The organism is Hominisplanchenecus faecis (assembly GCF_020687205.1).
Classification (GTDB): domain Bacteria; phylum Bacillota; class Clostridia; order Lachnospirales; family Lachnospiraceae; genus Hominisplanchenecus; species Hominisplanchenecus faecis.
In genome coordinates this window covers 1-17,052 of the sequence record NZ_JAJEQE010000006.1, presented here as the reverse complement: position 1 = coordinate 17,052, position 17,052 = coordinate 1, and the positions used below count along the sequence as shown (strand labels likewise).

Annotated in this window: 17 protein-coding genes; all 17 read right to left on the bottom strand. The window is 39.3% G+C overall.

All coding sequences use genetic code 11. From position 1 onward, the window contains the following. Nucleotides 1-24: 24 nt before the first annotated feature. The gene (gene clpB / locus LKD42_RS03040) at nt 25-2,616 is read right to left on the bottom strand and encodes an ATP-dependent chaperone ClpB (RefSeq protein ID WP_248834786.1); all 2,592 of its coding nucleotides are present in this window, start codon (nt 2,614-2,616) and stop codon (nt 25-27) included. Nucleotides 2,617-2,830: 214 nt separating this feature from the next. Beyond that, nucleotides 2,831-4,051: a tyrosine-type recombinase/integrase gene (locus LKD42_RS03035; protein ID WP_117628744.1), complete on the bottom strand. Its 1,221-nt coding sequence runs from the start codon at nt 4,049-4,051 to the stop codon at nt 2,831-2,833. Between the two features lie 104 nt (nt 4,052-4,155). Further along, entirely contained in the window at nt 4,156-4,350 is a 195-nt protein-coding gene (locus LKD42_RS03030; protein ID WP_055168632.1) for a hypothetical protein, read from the bottom strand. A 434-nt stretch (nt 4,351-4,784) separates the two neighbouring features. Then, the gene (locus tag LKD42_RS03025) at nt 4,785-5,033 is read right to left on the bottom strand and encodes a helix-turn-helix domain-containing protein (protein WP_004613734.1); all 249 of its coding nucleotides are present in this window, start codon (nt 5,031-5,033) and stop codon (nt 4,785-4,787) included. A gap of 1 nt (nt 5,034) precedes the next feature. Further along, entirely contained in the window at nt 5,035-5,454 is a 420-nt protein-coding gene (locus tag LKD42_RS03020) for an RNA polymerase sigma factor (protein ID WP_117628738.1), read from the bottom strand. Between the two features lie 293 nt (nt 5,455-5,747). Further along, complete coding sequence (locus tag LKD42_RS03015; protein WP_117628743.1) at nt 5,748-6,752, bottom strand: sensor histidine kinase; 1,005 nt, start codon at nt 6,750-6,752, stop codon at nt 5,748-5,750. Further along, a complete protein-coding gene (locus LKD42_RS03010; protein ID WP_117628737.1) occupies nt 6,749-7,408 on the bottom strand; it encodes a response regulator transcription factor in 660 nt (219 codons plus the stop codon). Before LKD42_RS03010 ends, LKD42_RS03015 begins: the two co-directional genes overlap by 4 nt. A 58-nt stretch (nt 7,409-7,466) precedes the next feature. Then, nucleotides 7,467-9,434, bottom strand: coding sequence for an ABC transporter permease (locus LKD42_RS03005; protein WP_117628736.1), 1,968 nt, complete (start codon nt 9,432-9,434; stop codon nt 7,467-7,469). Next, complete coding sequence (locus tag LKD42_RS03000) at nt 9,424-10,194, bottom strand: ABC transporter ATP-binding protein (RefSeq protein WP_117628735.1); 771 nt, start codon at nt 10,192-10,194, stop codon at nt 9,424-9,426. The genes LKD42_RS03005 and LKD42_RS03000 overlap by 11 nt, the downstream gene beginning before the upstream one ends. A 166-nt stretch (nt 10,195-10,360) precedes the next feature. Continuing rightward, complete coding sequence (locus LKD42_RS02995) at nt 10,361-10,591, bottom strand: hypothetical protein (RefSeq protein ID WP_117628734.1); 231 nt, start codon at nt 10,589-10,591, stop codon at nt 10,361-10,363. A 15-nt stretch (nt 10,592-10,606) separates the two neighbouring features. Next, nucleotides 10,607-10,936, bottom strand: coding sequence for a DUF3784 domain-containing protein (locus LKD42_RS02990; RefSeq protein WP_003061243.1), 330 nt, complete (start codon nt 10,934-10,936; stop codon nt 10,607-10,609). A 14-nt stretch (nt 10,937-10,950) separates the two neighbouring features. Further along, complete coding sequence (locus LKD42_RS02985; protein ID WP_005342572.1) at nt 10,951-11,160, bottom strand: helix-turn-helix transcriptional regulator; 210 nt, start codon at nt 11,158-11,160, stop codon at nt 10,951-10,953. A gap of 1 nt (nt 11,161) precedes the next feature. After that, nucleotides 11,162-11,476, bottom strand: coding sequence for a DUF6442 family protein (locus LKD42_RS02980; protein WP_055267761.1), 315 nt, complete (start codon nt 11,474-11,476; stop codon nt 11,162-11,164). 144 nt (nt 11,477-11,620) lie between these two features. Further along, on the bottom strand, nt 11,621-12,523 hold the full coding sequence (locus tag LKD42_RS02975; RefSeq protein WP_117628733.1) for a conjugal transfer protein: 903 nt from the start codon (nt 12,521-12,523) through the stop codon (nt 11,621-11,623). Between the two features lie 16 nt (nt 12,524-12,539). Further along, a complete protein-coding gene (locus LKD42_RS02970; protein WP_117628732.1) occupies nt 12,540-13,547 on the bottom strand; it encodes a bifunctional lytic transglycosylase/C40 family peptidase in 1,008 nt (335 codons plus the stop codon). Next, complete coding sequence (locus tag LKD42_RS02965; protein WP_117628731.1) at nt 13,544-15,739, bottom strand: CD3337/EF1877 family mobilome membrane protein; 2,196 nt, start codon at nt 15,737-15,739, stop codon at nt 13,544-13,546. The genes LKD42_RS02970 and LKD42_RS02965 overlap by 4 nt, the downstream gene beginning before the upstream one ends. Continuing rightward, on the bottom strand, nt 15,739-17,052 hold a 1,314-nt coding region (locus LKD42_RS02960), incomplete at its 5' end, for an ATP-binding protein (protein WP_248834785.1). The genes LKD42_RS02960 and LKD42_RS02965, both read right to left, overlap by 1 nt.

Below are 17,052 nucleotides of genomic sequence, written 5' to 3'. Positions count from 1 at the left end.
TGACATCTCTGTCCCGTTATCACATCATTCGACTTTCATTACTTCCGCTGCCAGTTTTCCGTCTTTGAGACCGATCACGATGGTGTCTTCTGTCTGTACATTTCCAGAAAGGATCATCCTTGCTGCCAGTGTCTCCACATTTTTCTGGAGGAAACGTTTCAGAGGTCTCGCACCATAGACCGGATCATAACCACCGTCTATGATATAGCTTTTTGCTTCATCCGTCAACTCCAGCCTGATCTCCTGGTCTGCGAGTCTGCGGTTCAGATCTGCCATCATCAGATCAACGATATTGCCGATGTTTTCTTTTGTCAGCGGCTTGAACATGATGATTTCATCCAGACGGTTTAAAAACTCCGGTCTGAAATGTGCCCGCAGGTCGTTCATGACCAGATCCTGGCTCTCCTGACGGATACTTCCGTCCGGCTCAATGCCATCCAGCAGATAAGACGAACCAATGTTAGAAGTCATGATCAGAATCGTATTCTTAAAGTCTACGGTTCTGCCCTGGGAATCGGTGATACGTCCGTCATCCAGTACCTGAAGCAGTACGTTAAAGACATCCGGATGTGCTTTCTCGATCTCATCAAACAGTACAACTGAGTACGGTTTTCTTCTGACTGCTTCTGTCAGCTGTCCACCTTCTTCATATCCTACATATCCTGGAGGTGCTCCTATCAGACGGGACACAGAATATTTCTCCATGTATTCACTCATATCAATACGCACCATATTCTGCTCATCGTCAAACATACTTGCTGCCAGTGCTTTTGCCAGCTCTGTCTTGCCGACGCCGGTAGGACCAAGGAAAATGAACGAACCGATCGGCTTGGTCGGATCTTTGATACCGGCTTTGGAACGGATGATCGCATCGGTCACTTTTCTGACACCATCTTCCTGTCCAATGACACGTTTGTGCAGCTCATCATCCAAATGCAGGATCTTGGTACGCTCACCTTCGGTCAGTTTTGCGACCGGGATGCCGGTCCATCTGGAAATGATCCTTGCAATCTCTTCATCGGTTACACGGTCATGTACCAGCGACAGATCTTTGCTTTTTACCTTTTCTTCTTCAATCTCCAGCTGTTTCTGAAGTTTCGGCAGTTCGCCGTACTGCAGTTCTGCTGCTTTGTTCAGATCATAGCTTCTCTGTGCTTTTTCGATCTCTTTGTTCATATTTTCAATCTTTTCACGCAGCACGGACAGATTCTCTACAGAATGTTTTTCATTGTCCCACTGAGCTTTTTTGCCCGCAAAAGATTCTCTCTGCTCTGCCAGCTCTTTCTGCAGATTTTCCAGACGCTCCGCACTTAATTTATCGGTTTCCTTTTTCAGTGCTGCTTCCTCAATCTCCATCTGCATGATTTTTCTTCGCTGTTCATCCAGCTCCGTTGGCATGGAATCCAGCTCGGTCTTAATCAGGGCACATGCTTCATCCACCAGGTCAATGGCTTTATCCGGCAGGAAACGGTCGGAAATATAACGATGGGAAAGGGTTGCTGCTGCTACCAGTGCACTGTCTGTGATCTTTACACCATGATAAACTTCATAACGGTCTTTCAATCCACGCAGAATGGAAATCGTATCTTCCACGCTCGGTTCATCTACCATAACCGGCTGGAATCTCCGCTCCAGTGCGGCATCCTTTTCAATGTACTGACGGTACTCATCCAGTGTTGTCGCACCGATGCAGTGCAGCTCACCTCGTGCCAGCATTGGTTTTAACATATTGCCGGCATCCATCGCTCCGTCTGTCTTTCCGGCCCCGACGATCAGATGCAGCTCATCGATAAAGAGGATGATCTGACCTTCGCTCTTTTTGACCTCTTCCAGAACAGCTTTCAGTCGTTCTTCAAACTCGCCGCGGTATTTGGCACCTGCTACCAGTGCTCCCATATCCAGTGAGAAAATTTTTTTATCTTTCAGTCCTTCCGGCACATCACCTCGGACAATACGCTGTGCCAGCCCCTCTACAGCTGCCGTTTTACCAACACCAGGTTCACCTATCAGCACCGGATTGTTTTTCGTTTTTCTGGAAAGAATACGGATCACATTGCGGATTTCCGCATCTCGTCCGATCACCGGATCCAGTTTCTGATTTCTTGCTTTTTCCACCAGATCCTGGCCATATTTATTTAACGTATCATAGGTTGCCTCCGGATTGTCCGTCGTCACACGCTGATTGCCGCGTACGGTGGAAAGTGCCTGCAGGAAGCGTTCTCTTGTAATGCCAAACTCCTGGAAAAGCTTTTTGATCTCCGGACTTGGATTTTTTATCATCGACAGGAACAGATGCTCTACGGAAACATATTCATCTCCCATAGCTTTTGCCTCGTCCTCTGCCTGAACAAGTACTTTATTTAAATACTGACCGATATAAACCTGTCCGCCGGAAACCTTGGTACGTTTCTCAAGTGCAGATTCTACCGCCTCGGTAAAATACGTTTTATCAATCTCCATCTTCTCGATCATCTTGAGGATGAGACTGTCTTCCTGTTTTAACAGGGCATAAAGCAGATGCTCCTGCTCGATCTCCTGATTGCCATATTCATATGCCAGTTTCTCAAGGCTGTTCACTGCCTCGATGGACTTCTGTGTAAATTTACTGATATTCATAAAAACACCTCCTGTTTGCCAGATGTTATATATTTCTTTGTTATATTGAGAATATAACACCAATTATTAGCACTGTCAAGAGGTGAGTGCTAATTTTTTGAGATTTTTTTTGCAAACCCTTTAAAATCAATGGTTTGCAGTATCTTATTTCTTTTGAAATTGTGATTTTTTCTGTTTTGACACCAATTTGACACCAATTTCTCTTTTTGTGGTGTCAAGCATTTAACACCATACTATCTAGTCTTGCAATCTCATTTTCAATCCTTGTCAGCTCTCCAATATGGTTATACACTTCCATTGTTACATCTATATGAGCGTGTCCCATAATATATTGAAGAACTTTTACGTCCATACGGCACTCTGCCATTCTGGTACAAGCTGTATGACGCATTACATGAGCTGAAAACTTTGGTAACAGCTCTGCTTTCCTATGCTCTTTTTTTGCTCTCTCTACTTCGGTTTTGTTATATGCGTCTACAATGTTATATAAAACACTATTTACGCCATTCGGCATAAGCGGTCTGCCCGATTTCGCTGTAAAGACAAACCCCGAATACCCGTCCACCTCAATGCTCTTATCCTTTGCAAGCATGAAATTGATTTTCCTTTGTTCCTCAAAGGCTTTTGCAACTTCTTGTGTCATAGGTATAATACGAATACCCGACGACGTTTTTGGTGTTGAGATATGGAACTTGCAACCGTCGCCTAAATTCTTATAAATGAGCTGGTGGTCTACATTAACCGTTTTTGCCTTGATGTTTATATCTTTCCATGTAAGACCAATAAGCTCCCCACATCTTAACCCCGTACCAATCATTATGGTAAACATAGGATAATATGTGTTATAGACATTGCTCTGTTTTACAAACTCCATAAACTTTTCTTGTTGAGAAACTGTTAAGGCTTCTTTTTCCTCTGCTGGTTTTCCATAATCACTAATGGAACTTTTTGCAGGGTTCTTTCGGATAATATCATCATCAACAGCCATTTCTAATGCAGGATAAAGCAGGTTGTGAATATACTTGATTGTAGAATAAGCATATCCAGCTTTGGAAAGTTTCGCATAATACGCTTTAATATGTGAGGGTAAAAGCTGAACAACTTTAATATTTCCAATCTCGTCTTTTACTCTGTTTTCCCAAGCACGAACATAACTAACTCTTGTAGTATCAGCCAGCTCACGAGTTGCCATATAACGCTCAAACAACGTGTTAAGCGTCATTTTTTTGATTGCTCCGTCTGTCAATATATTATCTTCCATATCTTTTGCAATCTGCTTCTCTTTTTCTCGAAGCTCTGGTAAATCTTGTGCATAGACTGTCAATCTCTTGCCTGTTCTTACATCTGTATAACGATAACTGTATCTTCCATCATTACGCCAGTTTTCGCCCTCTCTTAATTTTCTTCCTTTTGGGTCTTTTCTACTAATTGCCATGAGAACCATTCCTTTCTGAAAAAGCCTCTTTTCTTGTTCTCACAGCGTGCTTTGTCCTTTCTTATTATACTACACACGCCAGAGAACATAAATAGAAAATCGCTCTATTCTTCCAAATATAACAAGTATTTCTTGACTTTTTCTATGGAATAAAGAACCCTGCGACCTATCACAATTTTTGCTCCTGCCTGCTCGCCAATCTTTCTTGCAGTAGCACGACCACAAGATAACCTAGCAGACAGTCCCTCTATATCAACAGCAATCGGCTGTTCCGTTGCTCTTATCTTCGTTTTATTCATATTCCAACACCTTACCTCGCTGGAACATCACATCATTTAACACATCAGTATTTAACATAATGTAACACCCCCTTTACTGTGTGTCTATTTATAAGTTACATAAGCAGACAGACGGCTTTGGAAAGCTCCATTAGTATCTCAACTATTCCCATTCTTGTGGGCAGAACCGCACCATGCGGACGTATCATTATTCTGTGAGGATAGGTCATGGCAAAACGACTTTTCCAACAGTCGCTCTCGGATCACTGCGTGAGTCGCTCGCTTTCTTTTGGAAAGGTCGTGGCGTACAGTCCCCGTGGCTCGCTATCTCACAAACGTATCTGTCTGCTTTATTCAGTTGTCAAAGAGCTGTGGCGAAAGCGTGTTGCTTTCATGTAAAAGCAGGGCAGAGCAGGAAAGAGGGGGACATTAAACCATGCTCTGCTAAAAACTGCTTATTCTTCTTCGATTTCTAAGGCAATATCAAACCCTAAAATCATTTTGATAAGTGCTTCTCGGATAAGTCCCTTTAACTCCATATCTACAACAATATAGACATTGCCGTATTCATCATAGAGTGGGCGCAAACAGCACTTTGATATGTACGGGTCATAAAATGCCAGTATTTTTTCAATCGCTTTTTCGTCCCCGTCCATTGCTTGCGAAAGCAAATAGTAGGACGGCTTCTTAAATGTTTGCTTCATTTTACTGCTTCTCCTTTAGTATTTTTTTCATAGTTTCCAAAGCATGATGTCGGTTTCTAAATACACCGCTTTGCGTAATCTTTTGTAAGTTGGCAATTTCACTTTCTGTCATTTCCAAGAAGTAATACATTAACAGAGTATTTCTCTTTCTTTCTGGAAGTTTTTTCAAGGCTTCTGCCAGCTCATCATCAAGGACACGAATATCAATGCCACATACTGAAAAGATTGTATAATCTGTTTCGTAGTCATCCCACACAGCAAAATTTTCAACGAAAATTTCTGGAAGTTCACAGAATGGAATTTCTTTATCTTTTCGTCGTTTCAATCCTTGTTGGTAGTCCTTTACAATATGACGGACAACTTTCTTCAAACAACCTTCAAAGCGACATTGAACTGTTTTCTGGAAGTCAGACGGTTTCATCAATCTCACCCCCTTTCCACTATGATTTGAAAAGTGTTTATCCCTCTTTCCGCACCATATAGGGAATGAAAGGTGTGATTTAATGACCTCTTTTGAAAAATTTTTAAATTTTTTTCGGGTATGAAAAAAGCCCGCACAAAACATATAGTCTGTACGAGCCTTTAAAGCTAAAACATATTCAATTTTTAATAGTGTGCTATTAGGTGGAATTTGATTGCAAAGAATTGTACTTAAAGCTTTCCATAATGCAAGCCCCCTTAAAGCACCGTATCAATGTTGGCATGATTTTCAAATTACTCTGAAAAATTATGAACTGTTCCTTTTGGAAATGTAATGGTCAGTCTTGTATATTCTTTTTCCGTAGAAGCAATATCCAATTTCAAGCCCAACCTATCGCATAATTTTTTCGATAGATACAGTCCCATACCCGTTGCATTTGCCTTGTTTCTATTTGAACCCGTAAAACCTTTTTCAAATACACGGGATAAATCAGACGCTTTTATTCCACAACCATTATCTTCAATCACAAGCAATATATTTGTACCATTGTCTTGACTGTATATCGTCAGCTTATTTTCTTGCTTATCAAAATACTTAATCGCATTTTGCACGATTTGAGATAGAATGAATGTCAGCCATTTTTCATCAGTATAAATGACATTTTCTATGTCATGGATATTGATAATTGCTTTTCTTTCCATAAGCGAATGACGGAATTTCAGAATGACATTATGTATCACTTCGTCTAACTGCAACTGTTTTACAAAATAGTCTTTTTCCGTATTTTCGCTTCTTGCATAGTAGAGCATTTGTTCCACTAACTGAAATATTTTGTCTGTTTCTTTTTTTAATGTGTAATTTTTTGTATTGTCAAACGTCAAAGACAATGCTCCTATCGGTATTTTAATTTCATGGACGAAACTTTCCACATATTCTTGATAGTCCTGCTTTTCCTCTGTGATTTTGCCGATTTCATCATTCATAGATTTGCAGGCTTTTTTTAGTGCGTAGCAATAGGCTTTATTTTGAAATTCTTTTGGCTTTGGTAAAACGTCTGCAATATAATAGTTTTCTTCCAGTCCGTCTACTAAATCAATAATATGTTGTGAAGCGTTACGTTTCTTCCGATACAAACACCATTGAAAAAGCCCTTGTATGCTGATGAACAGAATTACCAGCGATACAACAAACAGCGTATCTACACCGTAGAAAATCAAGAGAAATGCTACTACGGCAAGAAAGAAAAGCTGAAACAATATCTCTGTTATTTTTTCTTCTAAGAATGTAAAAAAACTCACAGTTTCCAACCCTTTCCTCGTATATTTTCCAATAAATGAACAATACCGATTTCTTTCATTTTCTTTTTTAGACGGGTCATATTAACCAATAATACATTTTCGTCTATATAATATTTGTCGTTCCACAGCTTTTCCAGTAGTTCTTCTTTGCTAATAACTTTATCTTCGTTCATAAAGAAGTAGTACAAAATACGAAATTCATTTCTTGTCAGTTCAATGCTTTGCTCTTGATACTTCAAAATGGATAAATGTAAATCAAGGGTACAATCTTTTTTGACAAGCTCACGGAAATTATTCGGGTTTGACAACTGCAATGCACGCTTGATCTTCTCAAGAAGAATAAGCGTGTCATACGGCTTTGTGATGAAGTCAATCCCACCCACTTGAATACTTTTCAATTCGTCAGCATTTGTATCTCTGCTTGTTACAAAGATAATCGGTACTGGCATGACTTGTTTTATTTTCCTGCATACTTCATAGCCATTCTCATACGGCAGGTTAATATCAAGCAGAACCAGTTCTATGGAATATTGCTTTAATTCATCTGTCAGGTTTCCAAAGTCAATCAATAAAACTGTTTCATATCCTTGTGTGTTCAATAATTTAGAAAGCTCCAAACGAGTGATTTCATCATCTTCGATAATTGCTATTCTCATTTCAACACCCCCTTGATTTACCATTATAATAATTTCACAGCAGGAGAGCTAGAAAAATCTAACTCTCCTCATTGATATTTCGTTTGAAACCGATATACGTTGCTATCCAGTAAATACTATAAATTAGGAAGAAGATAATTAAATTCAAGCCAAAGTACATTAGATAAAGGTGTTTATCTCCCAAAATTTGTTGATACACATTATTCAATGACGACATCATCACAAAAGAACATAATATTGCTGATATTGCAGGGACACAAAATAATATCAATAATTGTTTTCTGATTGTCTTAAATAGCGACTTATCATTTATTCCTAATCTTCGCAAGGTCAAGTAGCGATATTTGTATTTAGTAGAGTCGCTCAATGATTGAACTGCCAAAATTGTTCCTACTGCGGAAATCAAAATAAATGCAATGTACATAAACAGACTGGCTACTATTGCAACCATTGCTTTTTGTTGTTCTATTTCTGCACCTCTTACGTTTACTCTATACGACTCATCATTTATTTCTCCATTTTCATCAACCTTTACTAATTGATGTTGCATATCTTCTTTTATCTTATTTTCTAATTCTGCGTCTGTATCTTCTTTTGTATCTATAATCAAATGATTTTCTGATACTTCAAGTCCTTGAACATATTTATCTGGAAGTACAACAACAAATCTGCCAGTATTAGTTATAGAGTTCCAATAAGACTTAGTGTCATATCCTTTTAATTTCAAATTTTTATTTGCTACTGTTATGGTTTCAATGTCTTTGTTATCTTCAACCTCATATGCAAACTTGCTATTTGTAACTATATAGTATTCGTTATCATTTAAAGAAAGCAACGGCATCTTTCTTAATTCTAGTAACCTATTATAATCACTTAACTTCAAGACTGGGTCAAAATCATAATATTCTGATTGGAAAAAATTTTGTACCTGATGATTCGGTTCTTTATAAATGTCATACTCAATGGTATTATCAATCGTATATTCTTCTTCAATTACTCGAATATATTCATCAAATACCTGCTTATCATCAAAGAGTTGTACATCATATGGTGCATTTAAATTCACGCTGATATCATACGAAGCTTTGTTGATACTAGAATAATTCAGAGCCAGCAGTGAAATTAAAATCAACATAGACAATGTACCAAATGTGAAGCTCATTGTTCTTGCTTTAGAAGCAAATGTTCTTGCTACAAACAGATTATCATTTTGATATTTCATTTTTTTATTCTTTAACAAAACAGTCAAGAACATATCTGCACAAGTTGTAGATATACCATAAATGCTGATAATCAACATGATTACGCTTACCATCAAATAAGTAAGTGTTTCTTGCTTATTAAAATTATCCATAGTACAACGTGAATTCCAGAGAAAAAGAGAAATCGCACCAAGAATAATACTTAAAACAAAAATGACATTTCTTTTTTTACTGTCACGGAACATTTTCTTTTCATTTTGTTTATCAAAGTAAAGAAAATCACGTATCGTCATTTTACTTATTCTTCTTAATAGATTAAGTAAAACCAAAACATAAATAGTTAAAAAATAAATTATCAATAGTCCAATAGAAACAAAATTCAAAGAAATAAAGAGAGTTTTTGGAATACCCAGTAAGTTTACAATTACTAACGACACAAACTGGCTGAATAAAAAGCCAATAGGAATAGCTAATACAATTGCTAAAATTCCCAACAGTATATTTTCAATTACAACTAAGTAGGCAATTTCTTTTTTCTTAATGCCAAGAAGCATATATGTTCCTAATTCTTTACTTCTTTTTTCAAACATAAATTTCGTTGTATAGTTGATCAAAAAGCATATCACAAAAATAATAAGAATATTTACAGCGAACAATGAATTCTTAAATGCATCCATACTGGAACATAACTTTACAATTTCATCAGAATTTGCCACCAAATTAAAAGCAAATATAAGAGAAAAGGATGCAGTAACGGTTATCAGATAAATCAAATAATCTTTAATATTTCTTTTTGTATTTCTATACGCTAACTTACCTAACATTTCCCACTTCACCTCCGAGCAAGGTTAATATATCCAGTATTTCATTGAAGAAATCTTTTCTGCTTTTTTCCCCTCTGAAAATTTCATTGAATATTTTACCGTCTTTCAAGAACAAAATACGTTCACAGAAAGACGCACTAAACGGGTCATGTGTTACCATTAAAATAGTAGCCTGCATTTTCTTGTTGATTTCAGACATTGTTTCCAGTAATAATCTGGAAGCTTTTGAGTCCAAAGCTCCCGTCGGTTCATCAGCTAAAATCAGTTTCGGTTCATTGATTAAGGCTCTAGCACAAGCACAACGCTGTTTTTGTCCGCCAGAAACTTCATAAGGAAATTTTGATAAAATTTCTCGAATACCTAATTTATCAGCGATAGCATGAACCCGTTTCTCAATATCAGCAGAGTTCTGTTTGTTGATAACCAATGACAAAGAAATGTTTTCTTCAATCGTTAATGTATCTAAAAGGTTGAAGTCTTGAAAAATGAACCCTAGATTTTCACGTCTGAAATCAGCAAAATCTTTATCCTTGATTTTGGTAATATCTTGATTATTGACTGTAATGTGTCCGCTGGTTACAGTATCAATCGTAGAGATACAGTTTAATAGGGTAGTCTTTCCAGAACCACTAGCTCCCATGATTGCGACAAATTCGCCCTTATCTACATACATAGAAATACCGTCTACTGCCTTTGTGATATTTCCAGAGTTACCCCCATAGTATTTTTTTACTTGCTCTAAATTTAAAATGTGTTCCATTAAAAATCGCTCCTTTCTTCCTGCCACATTTATTTGTTTTGGAATACAATTAAATTATAGCAAGGGCAGTATTCAATTACACTTACAGTTTTGAAAGTAAACAGAGAGTAAAAGAGCCGTGATAATGCAGATCACAATTCTGTGAAGCATTTCCACGACCCTTTTATTATAATTTTACCTTTGTCTTTTTCGTAATGGTATAAATGTATTCCTCTGGTGTAGGGCGTTTATTTCCAAAATACTTTTTGAAATTTGCCTGCACTTCTGGGTCGGTGCTGTTCATAGCTTCATCAATCGTTGCTTCAATATCCGCCCGAACATCAGCCAATGATACACCGCCAGCTTTTGCTCCTGCTTTCAAGGCCTTTTTTATATCTCTTTTGTTCAGTCCTATCATATTCATACCTCAATTCTACTTTTTAAAGCTAATAAGTTTTCCGTTGTATTTTACAATGATGAATATGATATAAAACACTCCTACAACAATCAAAATAAGACCTATGTAATAGCCTAATTCAGAATGAGAGATTAAATTGATAATCGGCATAACAAGAATACCAATACTAACCAGTAAAGTGCCTATTCCTATTTTTTTTGTAAACACCTTTTTATCTTTAGGGTCAAGTTGTGTATAATGATAACCATGTAATAAAGTAATATTCTCTTTTATTCCTATTTGATAAGATGTAAAAAGTAAAAACAATCCTATAACTATTTCAACAATCAATTCCTCTAATTCCATAATCGTTCTCTCCTTTAATCAAAATAAAATAATTCTTCAAATTTTTTATCTAAAGCTATACAAAGCACTAATGCCAATTTTGCTGTTGGATTAAATTGTCCAGTTTCAATAGAACTAATTGTATTCCGAGAAACCCCGACTAGTTCAGCTAATTCTGTTTGTGATAATTTTTTTTCTTTTCGTACAGTTTTTAATCTGTTTCGCAAAATTAAATGTTCGTCCATTCTATAAACCTATCATTAAAAATTTATAAAAGTAATACCCCATAAATAGAAGAAAGAATAAAGCAATAACAAATTTGGATTTATTTTTTGAAATATGTGCTTCATAACCCATAGAGCCAAATGCCACAGACCCAATAATTGTCATTATGTCATAGTAAGGTTCTTTACAAACTGCTTTAATGAAAAGAATTAAAATGCAGATAAATAAAACAAACATTAAGCCAAAAGATTTCCCTTGAAGTTTAATATGTTTTTCGTATTCATCAAGATATAGATTCTCTTTTTTGTTTTGTGATAGTATTTTTTCTTTATCCATTATATAACGCTCCTTTCAAATAATACCAAGTACACTTGTCATTTATATTATAGCATTCGGTCATTACAAGTCAATATTTTTGCACAGTTTTCTTGTCGTTTTGTAAAAGCGTGCAAATCTGATAGGAAATGCACGCTATATCATTTATCCTACAATCTTCCAGTTACTATCCTTATGTAGCACAAGCTCATACTGCGATACCTGCGTCGCTTTTGTCTGATTATCAATGAATTTTACCGCAACCTTGACTTTCACATTGTCGCCGTCCTTTATAAAGATAGGGTTTACCAGTTCAGAATAAATGTAGTCCCTGCCGATAGGTTCAATCACATTTCCCAATACATAGTAAGCAAGCTCTTTTTCCGTCGCTGTTGGGTACAGCTTAAAGAATGTTTCCAGAAATGCGGTAGCGTCGTTTACAGTATCAGCGTCTACACTTGCGTCTGCTTCTGATGTCTTAGGCTCATAGTCTGATTTTTCGATTGCTGGTGCAAGGGTAGGGTTCTGAACGATTACCATATCCCCGTCAGCGTCTATATGGACTTTTACGGTATAGGTTGCTTTCACATTGCTTGTCTGTTCTCCCTCTTTTATCTGCTGATCTACTTCGTAGGTAGCAGAAAAAGTGTCCGTTCCCAACTGTTCGATACTCCACACAATCACATCTGTAACTGTGGAGCTGGTCGGTATATCCGTTCTGATTGTATCACCATTCAAGTCCTGCAATTCCTTTGTCAGATAACCGCTGATTGCCTGCGTCCTTGCTTCAATCGCTTCTTTGCTGTTATTCCATATGTAATAGGACTTTGCGAAGTTCTTCACAAAATTTTCAATCCCGTTGGTGTCCTGCAAGCGAAGCTCAATGATTTCTTTTTCGTGGGTCGTGTGCTGGTCGATAGCGGTAAAATTCTTATATACCCCAAAGCTCACGCTTGCGATAAGCACCACCCATAACGCAATCACGGTTTTCTTATATATGCCTACCTTGACAGTACGCACCTTTTTTTCTTTGACATTTTCTGTCTGTTTCTTATTCTTCTTAAACATATTTTTCAAGTCCTTTCTATTGTTTTACTCGTCCTGCACCGATTAAGTGCTGTTGCCAGTAACTACTACTTAGGTCTGCATATCCTATCGGGTCGCCTGCATGGTACATTTTGTTATTTCCCACATATATTCCCACATGGGTTACATACGAACCAGCGTTATAGGTAGAATGAAAAAACACCAAGTCCCCAGCCTTTGCCTGCGAAAGCGGAAGATGTTGGGTAGCGTCATACTGTGCTTGTGCGGTTCTCGGTAAGGAGATACCAACTTTTCCATAGCACCATTGCACAAGTCCGCTACAATCAAAGGAAGTGTTCGGGTTACTGCCACCATACACATACTTCCAGCCTTGATATTTCAACGCTTCATTCATAATCGCTTGTGCTGTCGCATTATCAAAGTGTGCCACAGTCAAATATTGATTGACTAATTCCACATAGAACATATTTCCATAGCCATACCGCCAGCCCCCGTTCTTCGCAACGGCTATCGGGTTGGTGTAGGTTACTTTTTTACCGCCCGACTTCTCACGGGCAAAATTTTCTGCAAGATTAAAGGTATGCTTTTTCCCGTTTCCAGCCACATATCCCACATAGCCACCGCCGTAATTATAGGACTGTATCGCTACATTCAAATCGTCGATACCTTGATTTTTGCAGGAAGAAAGCAGGGACGCAAAATATTTACACCCCTGCTTGATTGAGCTTTCCGTATCTAAAGAGTTGGGCGGTAAGCCAAGACTTTCCGAACTCTGCATAACATCTTCTGCCGTACCGCCACTTTCTACTTGAATGATAGCCAATAGCACATTGACATACTCGGAAATGCCGTATTCTCTGGCGTATTTTTCTACCATAGGCTGATGTTTCAAGACTTCTGCGGACAAATTCATACCCGTAATGCCAGAAGAAAAGTTGCTGTTCTCGTCGTCGCTGTCCGCACTAATCAACACACCAAAGAAAAGCACCATAGAAAAGAGGATAGGAAACAGACTGCCAATGATAGCGATATGTTTCAGTTTCATTTTTTCTTCTGTCCTTTCTTCATCACAAGGTTACGAGTTTTCTCTGTTGTCTGCTGGTTCTTTTGGACGGTTTGCGTCTGCTGAACCTTTGTCCTACGGTCTTTTGTGTAATTCTGGCGTGTTTCCTGCGATACCACTTTTTCTACATTCTGCCTATGTACTGGCTGTGCAGACTGGGTCGCTTTCCTATCAGAAGCACCAGAAGATAATGGACGCTCTTTGATAACATTTGTCTTGACTGGCTCGCTTGCTTTTGAAGTGGTCGCTGTGGCAGGACGTTTGACTTCCTGCGTTTTTTCAACACTCGGCTTTGGAATGGTTGAAGCTGTGGCTGGTCGCTCATGGGGACGGGTAGCTCCCGTTGTCGCTGATCCGTCAGCCTTTCGCTGTGCCTGCCTTGTTTCTTGTGCCTTTTGAAGCTCCATACGCTTGTCAGCGATATTTTGTCTATGCTGTTCCTGCTTTTCCAATCGTCCCGTCTGTCTGGACTGCTGTTCCTGCACCATGCCACGCTTGAAGTCGGACACGCTGGACTTTGCCTTTTCCTTTGCGGAATACACCGCATAAGCGGTCTGTGTCGGCATATCCTTGATATTTTCTTTGACAGCATTTGCCTTGTCTTTCACTTTATTTTTCGTATCTAAGACAGCACCCACCTTTGAGCCTGCACGCTGTCCCATGCTGGAAGTGGTATTGCCCCGACTGTCTTTTGTAGCTGTGTTCCTTGTCGGTTTTCTGTTTGAAATCGTGCTACCTGCCACCGCACCAGCGACACCGCCAGCAGTAACCGCACCAGCAAGCCGTCTTTCCATACGTCTAGCCCTATGTGCCAAGTATAGATATGGTCTGCGGAAAATTCTTCGTCCCATGCTTTGACTGTCGTTAGCATTCAAAGAGAACATACTCATTAAGTCGCCCAGCTTCATGTAGATACCAGCGAAACACACTATCTGCAAGAACGCCACCATGAAAAACGGATAGTCCGTAGATATGTTATAAAACATACTGGAAATGCTGAACGCCACCGTTACAATGAGCGTTATTCCTGCCCGTGTCATTATGGTATTAAACACCCTTACGATTGCCTGCTTTGCCATGCTTTCATAACTCGGTATCATGGAGAGTAGAAAACTGATAGGCAGAAACATAGCGAAGATAATAAAAAGTATCTGGCTAAATAACATCATGCCCGTAAGCAAGAATACAAATATCGTTATCCCTAGGTTAAAAAACAATAGGAAGAACACCATGCCTAAACGGTTCACGACCTGCGGTATCGTCAGATTGTTGTTGTCGTTGTCCTCGATTTCTGTTTTCACGACTTCCTCTCTGGTCTTGCCGTCCTCGTCCTCTGGGCTTGCCGATACGAGAGCTTCCACACGGTCTGTCCCGATTTCCTCTGCGTTGCTGTTCCCGAATTGTAAGAGTAACCACGGCTGTTCCACTTGAATGGAAAATAAGCTGTCCCGTATCAAGTCCACGCTGTCCTTGCCCTCACTGTCAGAGTTGGGGAGCATGATTTTTGTTCCCAAGTCAAGTGAAGCGGTACTGATGTCTGATGAAAACTCATTTATCTTTTTGATGTAATCGGGAGCATAGGCAATAAATGAAGCAGACAACACGAATACCACCACAAAGTTGATAACGGCGTGAAGTGCCTTGCTGGTTTCTCTTTTTATCAGTCCCGTATAGGCAACATAAAGTCCCACCACTAAGATAATGAGAAGCAGAAAACCGATATAGAAGCCCGTAGAAGAAAAGCCGTTCTGTGTTACACCTGCAAGGGTCTGTATGCTTTTTCCGATACTGTCTGCCATATCGTTAATAAAATCAAGTTTGTAGGCTTCCTGCACCACATAGCCCGTAGCATTGCTTAAATAAAGGCTTATCGTCCAGACAAAGTTGGTAATGCAGTAAAGCCCGTATTGCACCGATTTTCCGATACCGTCCAGCCAGTTCCACGGAAGCCACGACCAGCTATTATCCACATAAAAATCAAGCTGGTAGTTGGAAAGGGGATATTTTGAGTAAAGATTTTCTGCGTTTATGGTATCGTCCACAAGCCCCGTCGCATGAGCCACCGTCCCCAGAAGTGAAAGCAGGATAAGGGAGAGTGCCACCACGAACAGAGCCATTTTGAGAAAGTGGAAAATCTTCTTTTTTGTGAACGCACCTTTTATCCTTTCTTTCATCACTCCACCTCATTTCTCTGTACGGGCGGTCTGGTATCAAAGGCGTGTAGCAGTTCTTCAAAGACTGGGTGTATCTGCACCACACCGACACGCCCGTATAAGTCCTGCAATAAGCATTGTCCGTTCTCCAAATCACGAAGCCGTTTCTGGTTGTTCTCGTCGTCCTTGTCGATACCGAAAAATTCTAAGGTCTGTTTTATCTCGCCCAAGTCGGTACTACGAAATGCAAACTTCAAGCCGATATTGTTTTTCAGACTTTCCTTTGACACGTCATAGGCAGACTGGGTAACAAAATAAACGCCTGCCTGCATAGCTCGTCCAGCACGAACCAGCTTGTTAGAGAGCGTTTCTCCTTGTGCCACATTTAAGAACGCCCACGCTTCATCAAGGTCTACAATCTTAAAAATGCTTCTGTCCGAATGGATAAAATCAAGGGCAAAGGTACTAATCACAATCAGCATAGACACCGACAATAATTCAATGGTCGTGTATTCCTCAAAAGTGGTATCTTTATCTGGCAGTACAAGGTCGGCTACTTGAATGATATTGAGCTGATTATCCAGACTGATAGCATTTTCTACCGTACCGTCCGAAAACAGCAGGTGTGCAAAATCATAGTCCGTAAAACTGTCGATATGGTCTGCGATATTTCTTGATACTGGTGTATCTTCTTTTCGCAATTCTTCAATGACGTGTAACAGTCCTCCTTTTTCGCTTTGGGTAACGGAACGCACCGCCTTACGAAGTACGGGAAATTTTTCGCCGTCCCTAGAAGAAATACCCGTAAGGAATGTCAAGATGTCGATTGCCAGACTTTCAGCGTCTTTTACATTCTTCATAATCACGAATGGGTCAAGAAGTCCTGCATTGTCCTTGTCGCTGGTAAGGTTTACGATATTGATTTCATGGGCGATTTCTGGGAGTGTTTCTTTCCAGTTGCCACGCTCTGATTTTGGGTCTAAAATAACCGCTTGTCCCCCAAAGAGAACGGAGTAATACACCAGAAGATTGTTGCAGAACGACTTCCCACCGCCAAGCGAACCGACAAAAGCAGAAGCAAGGGCGTTTGTTACTGTACCTTTTACACCTTGACTGGCAAGGGACGGTTGCAGATACACATTTCTTCCCGTATCAACGGAATAACCCATATAGATACCCGTGTTTTCCCCTAACTGCTGGGTAGCACCAAACCCAAGCCCTGCCAAGAAGTCTGATTTTACATACTGCACATAATCATTGATATATCGCTTGCTGGCAGGAAGAAATTCAGAATGAAGCCCCAGCATATCCCCAGCAGGACGCACCAGCTTTAC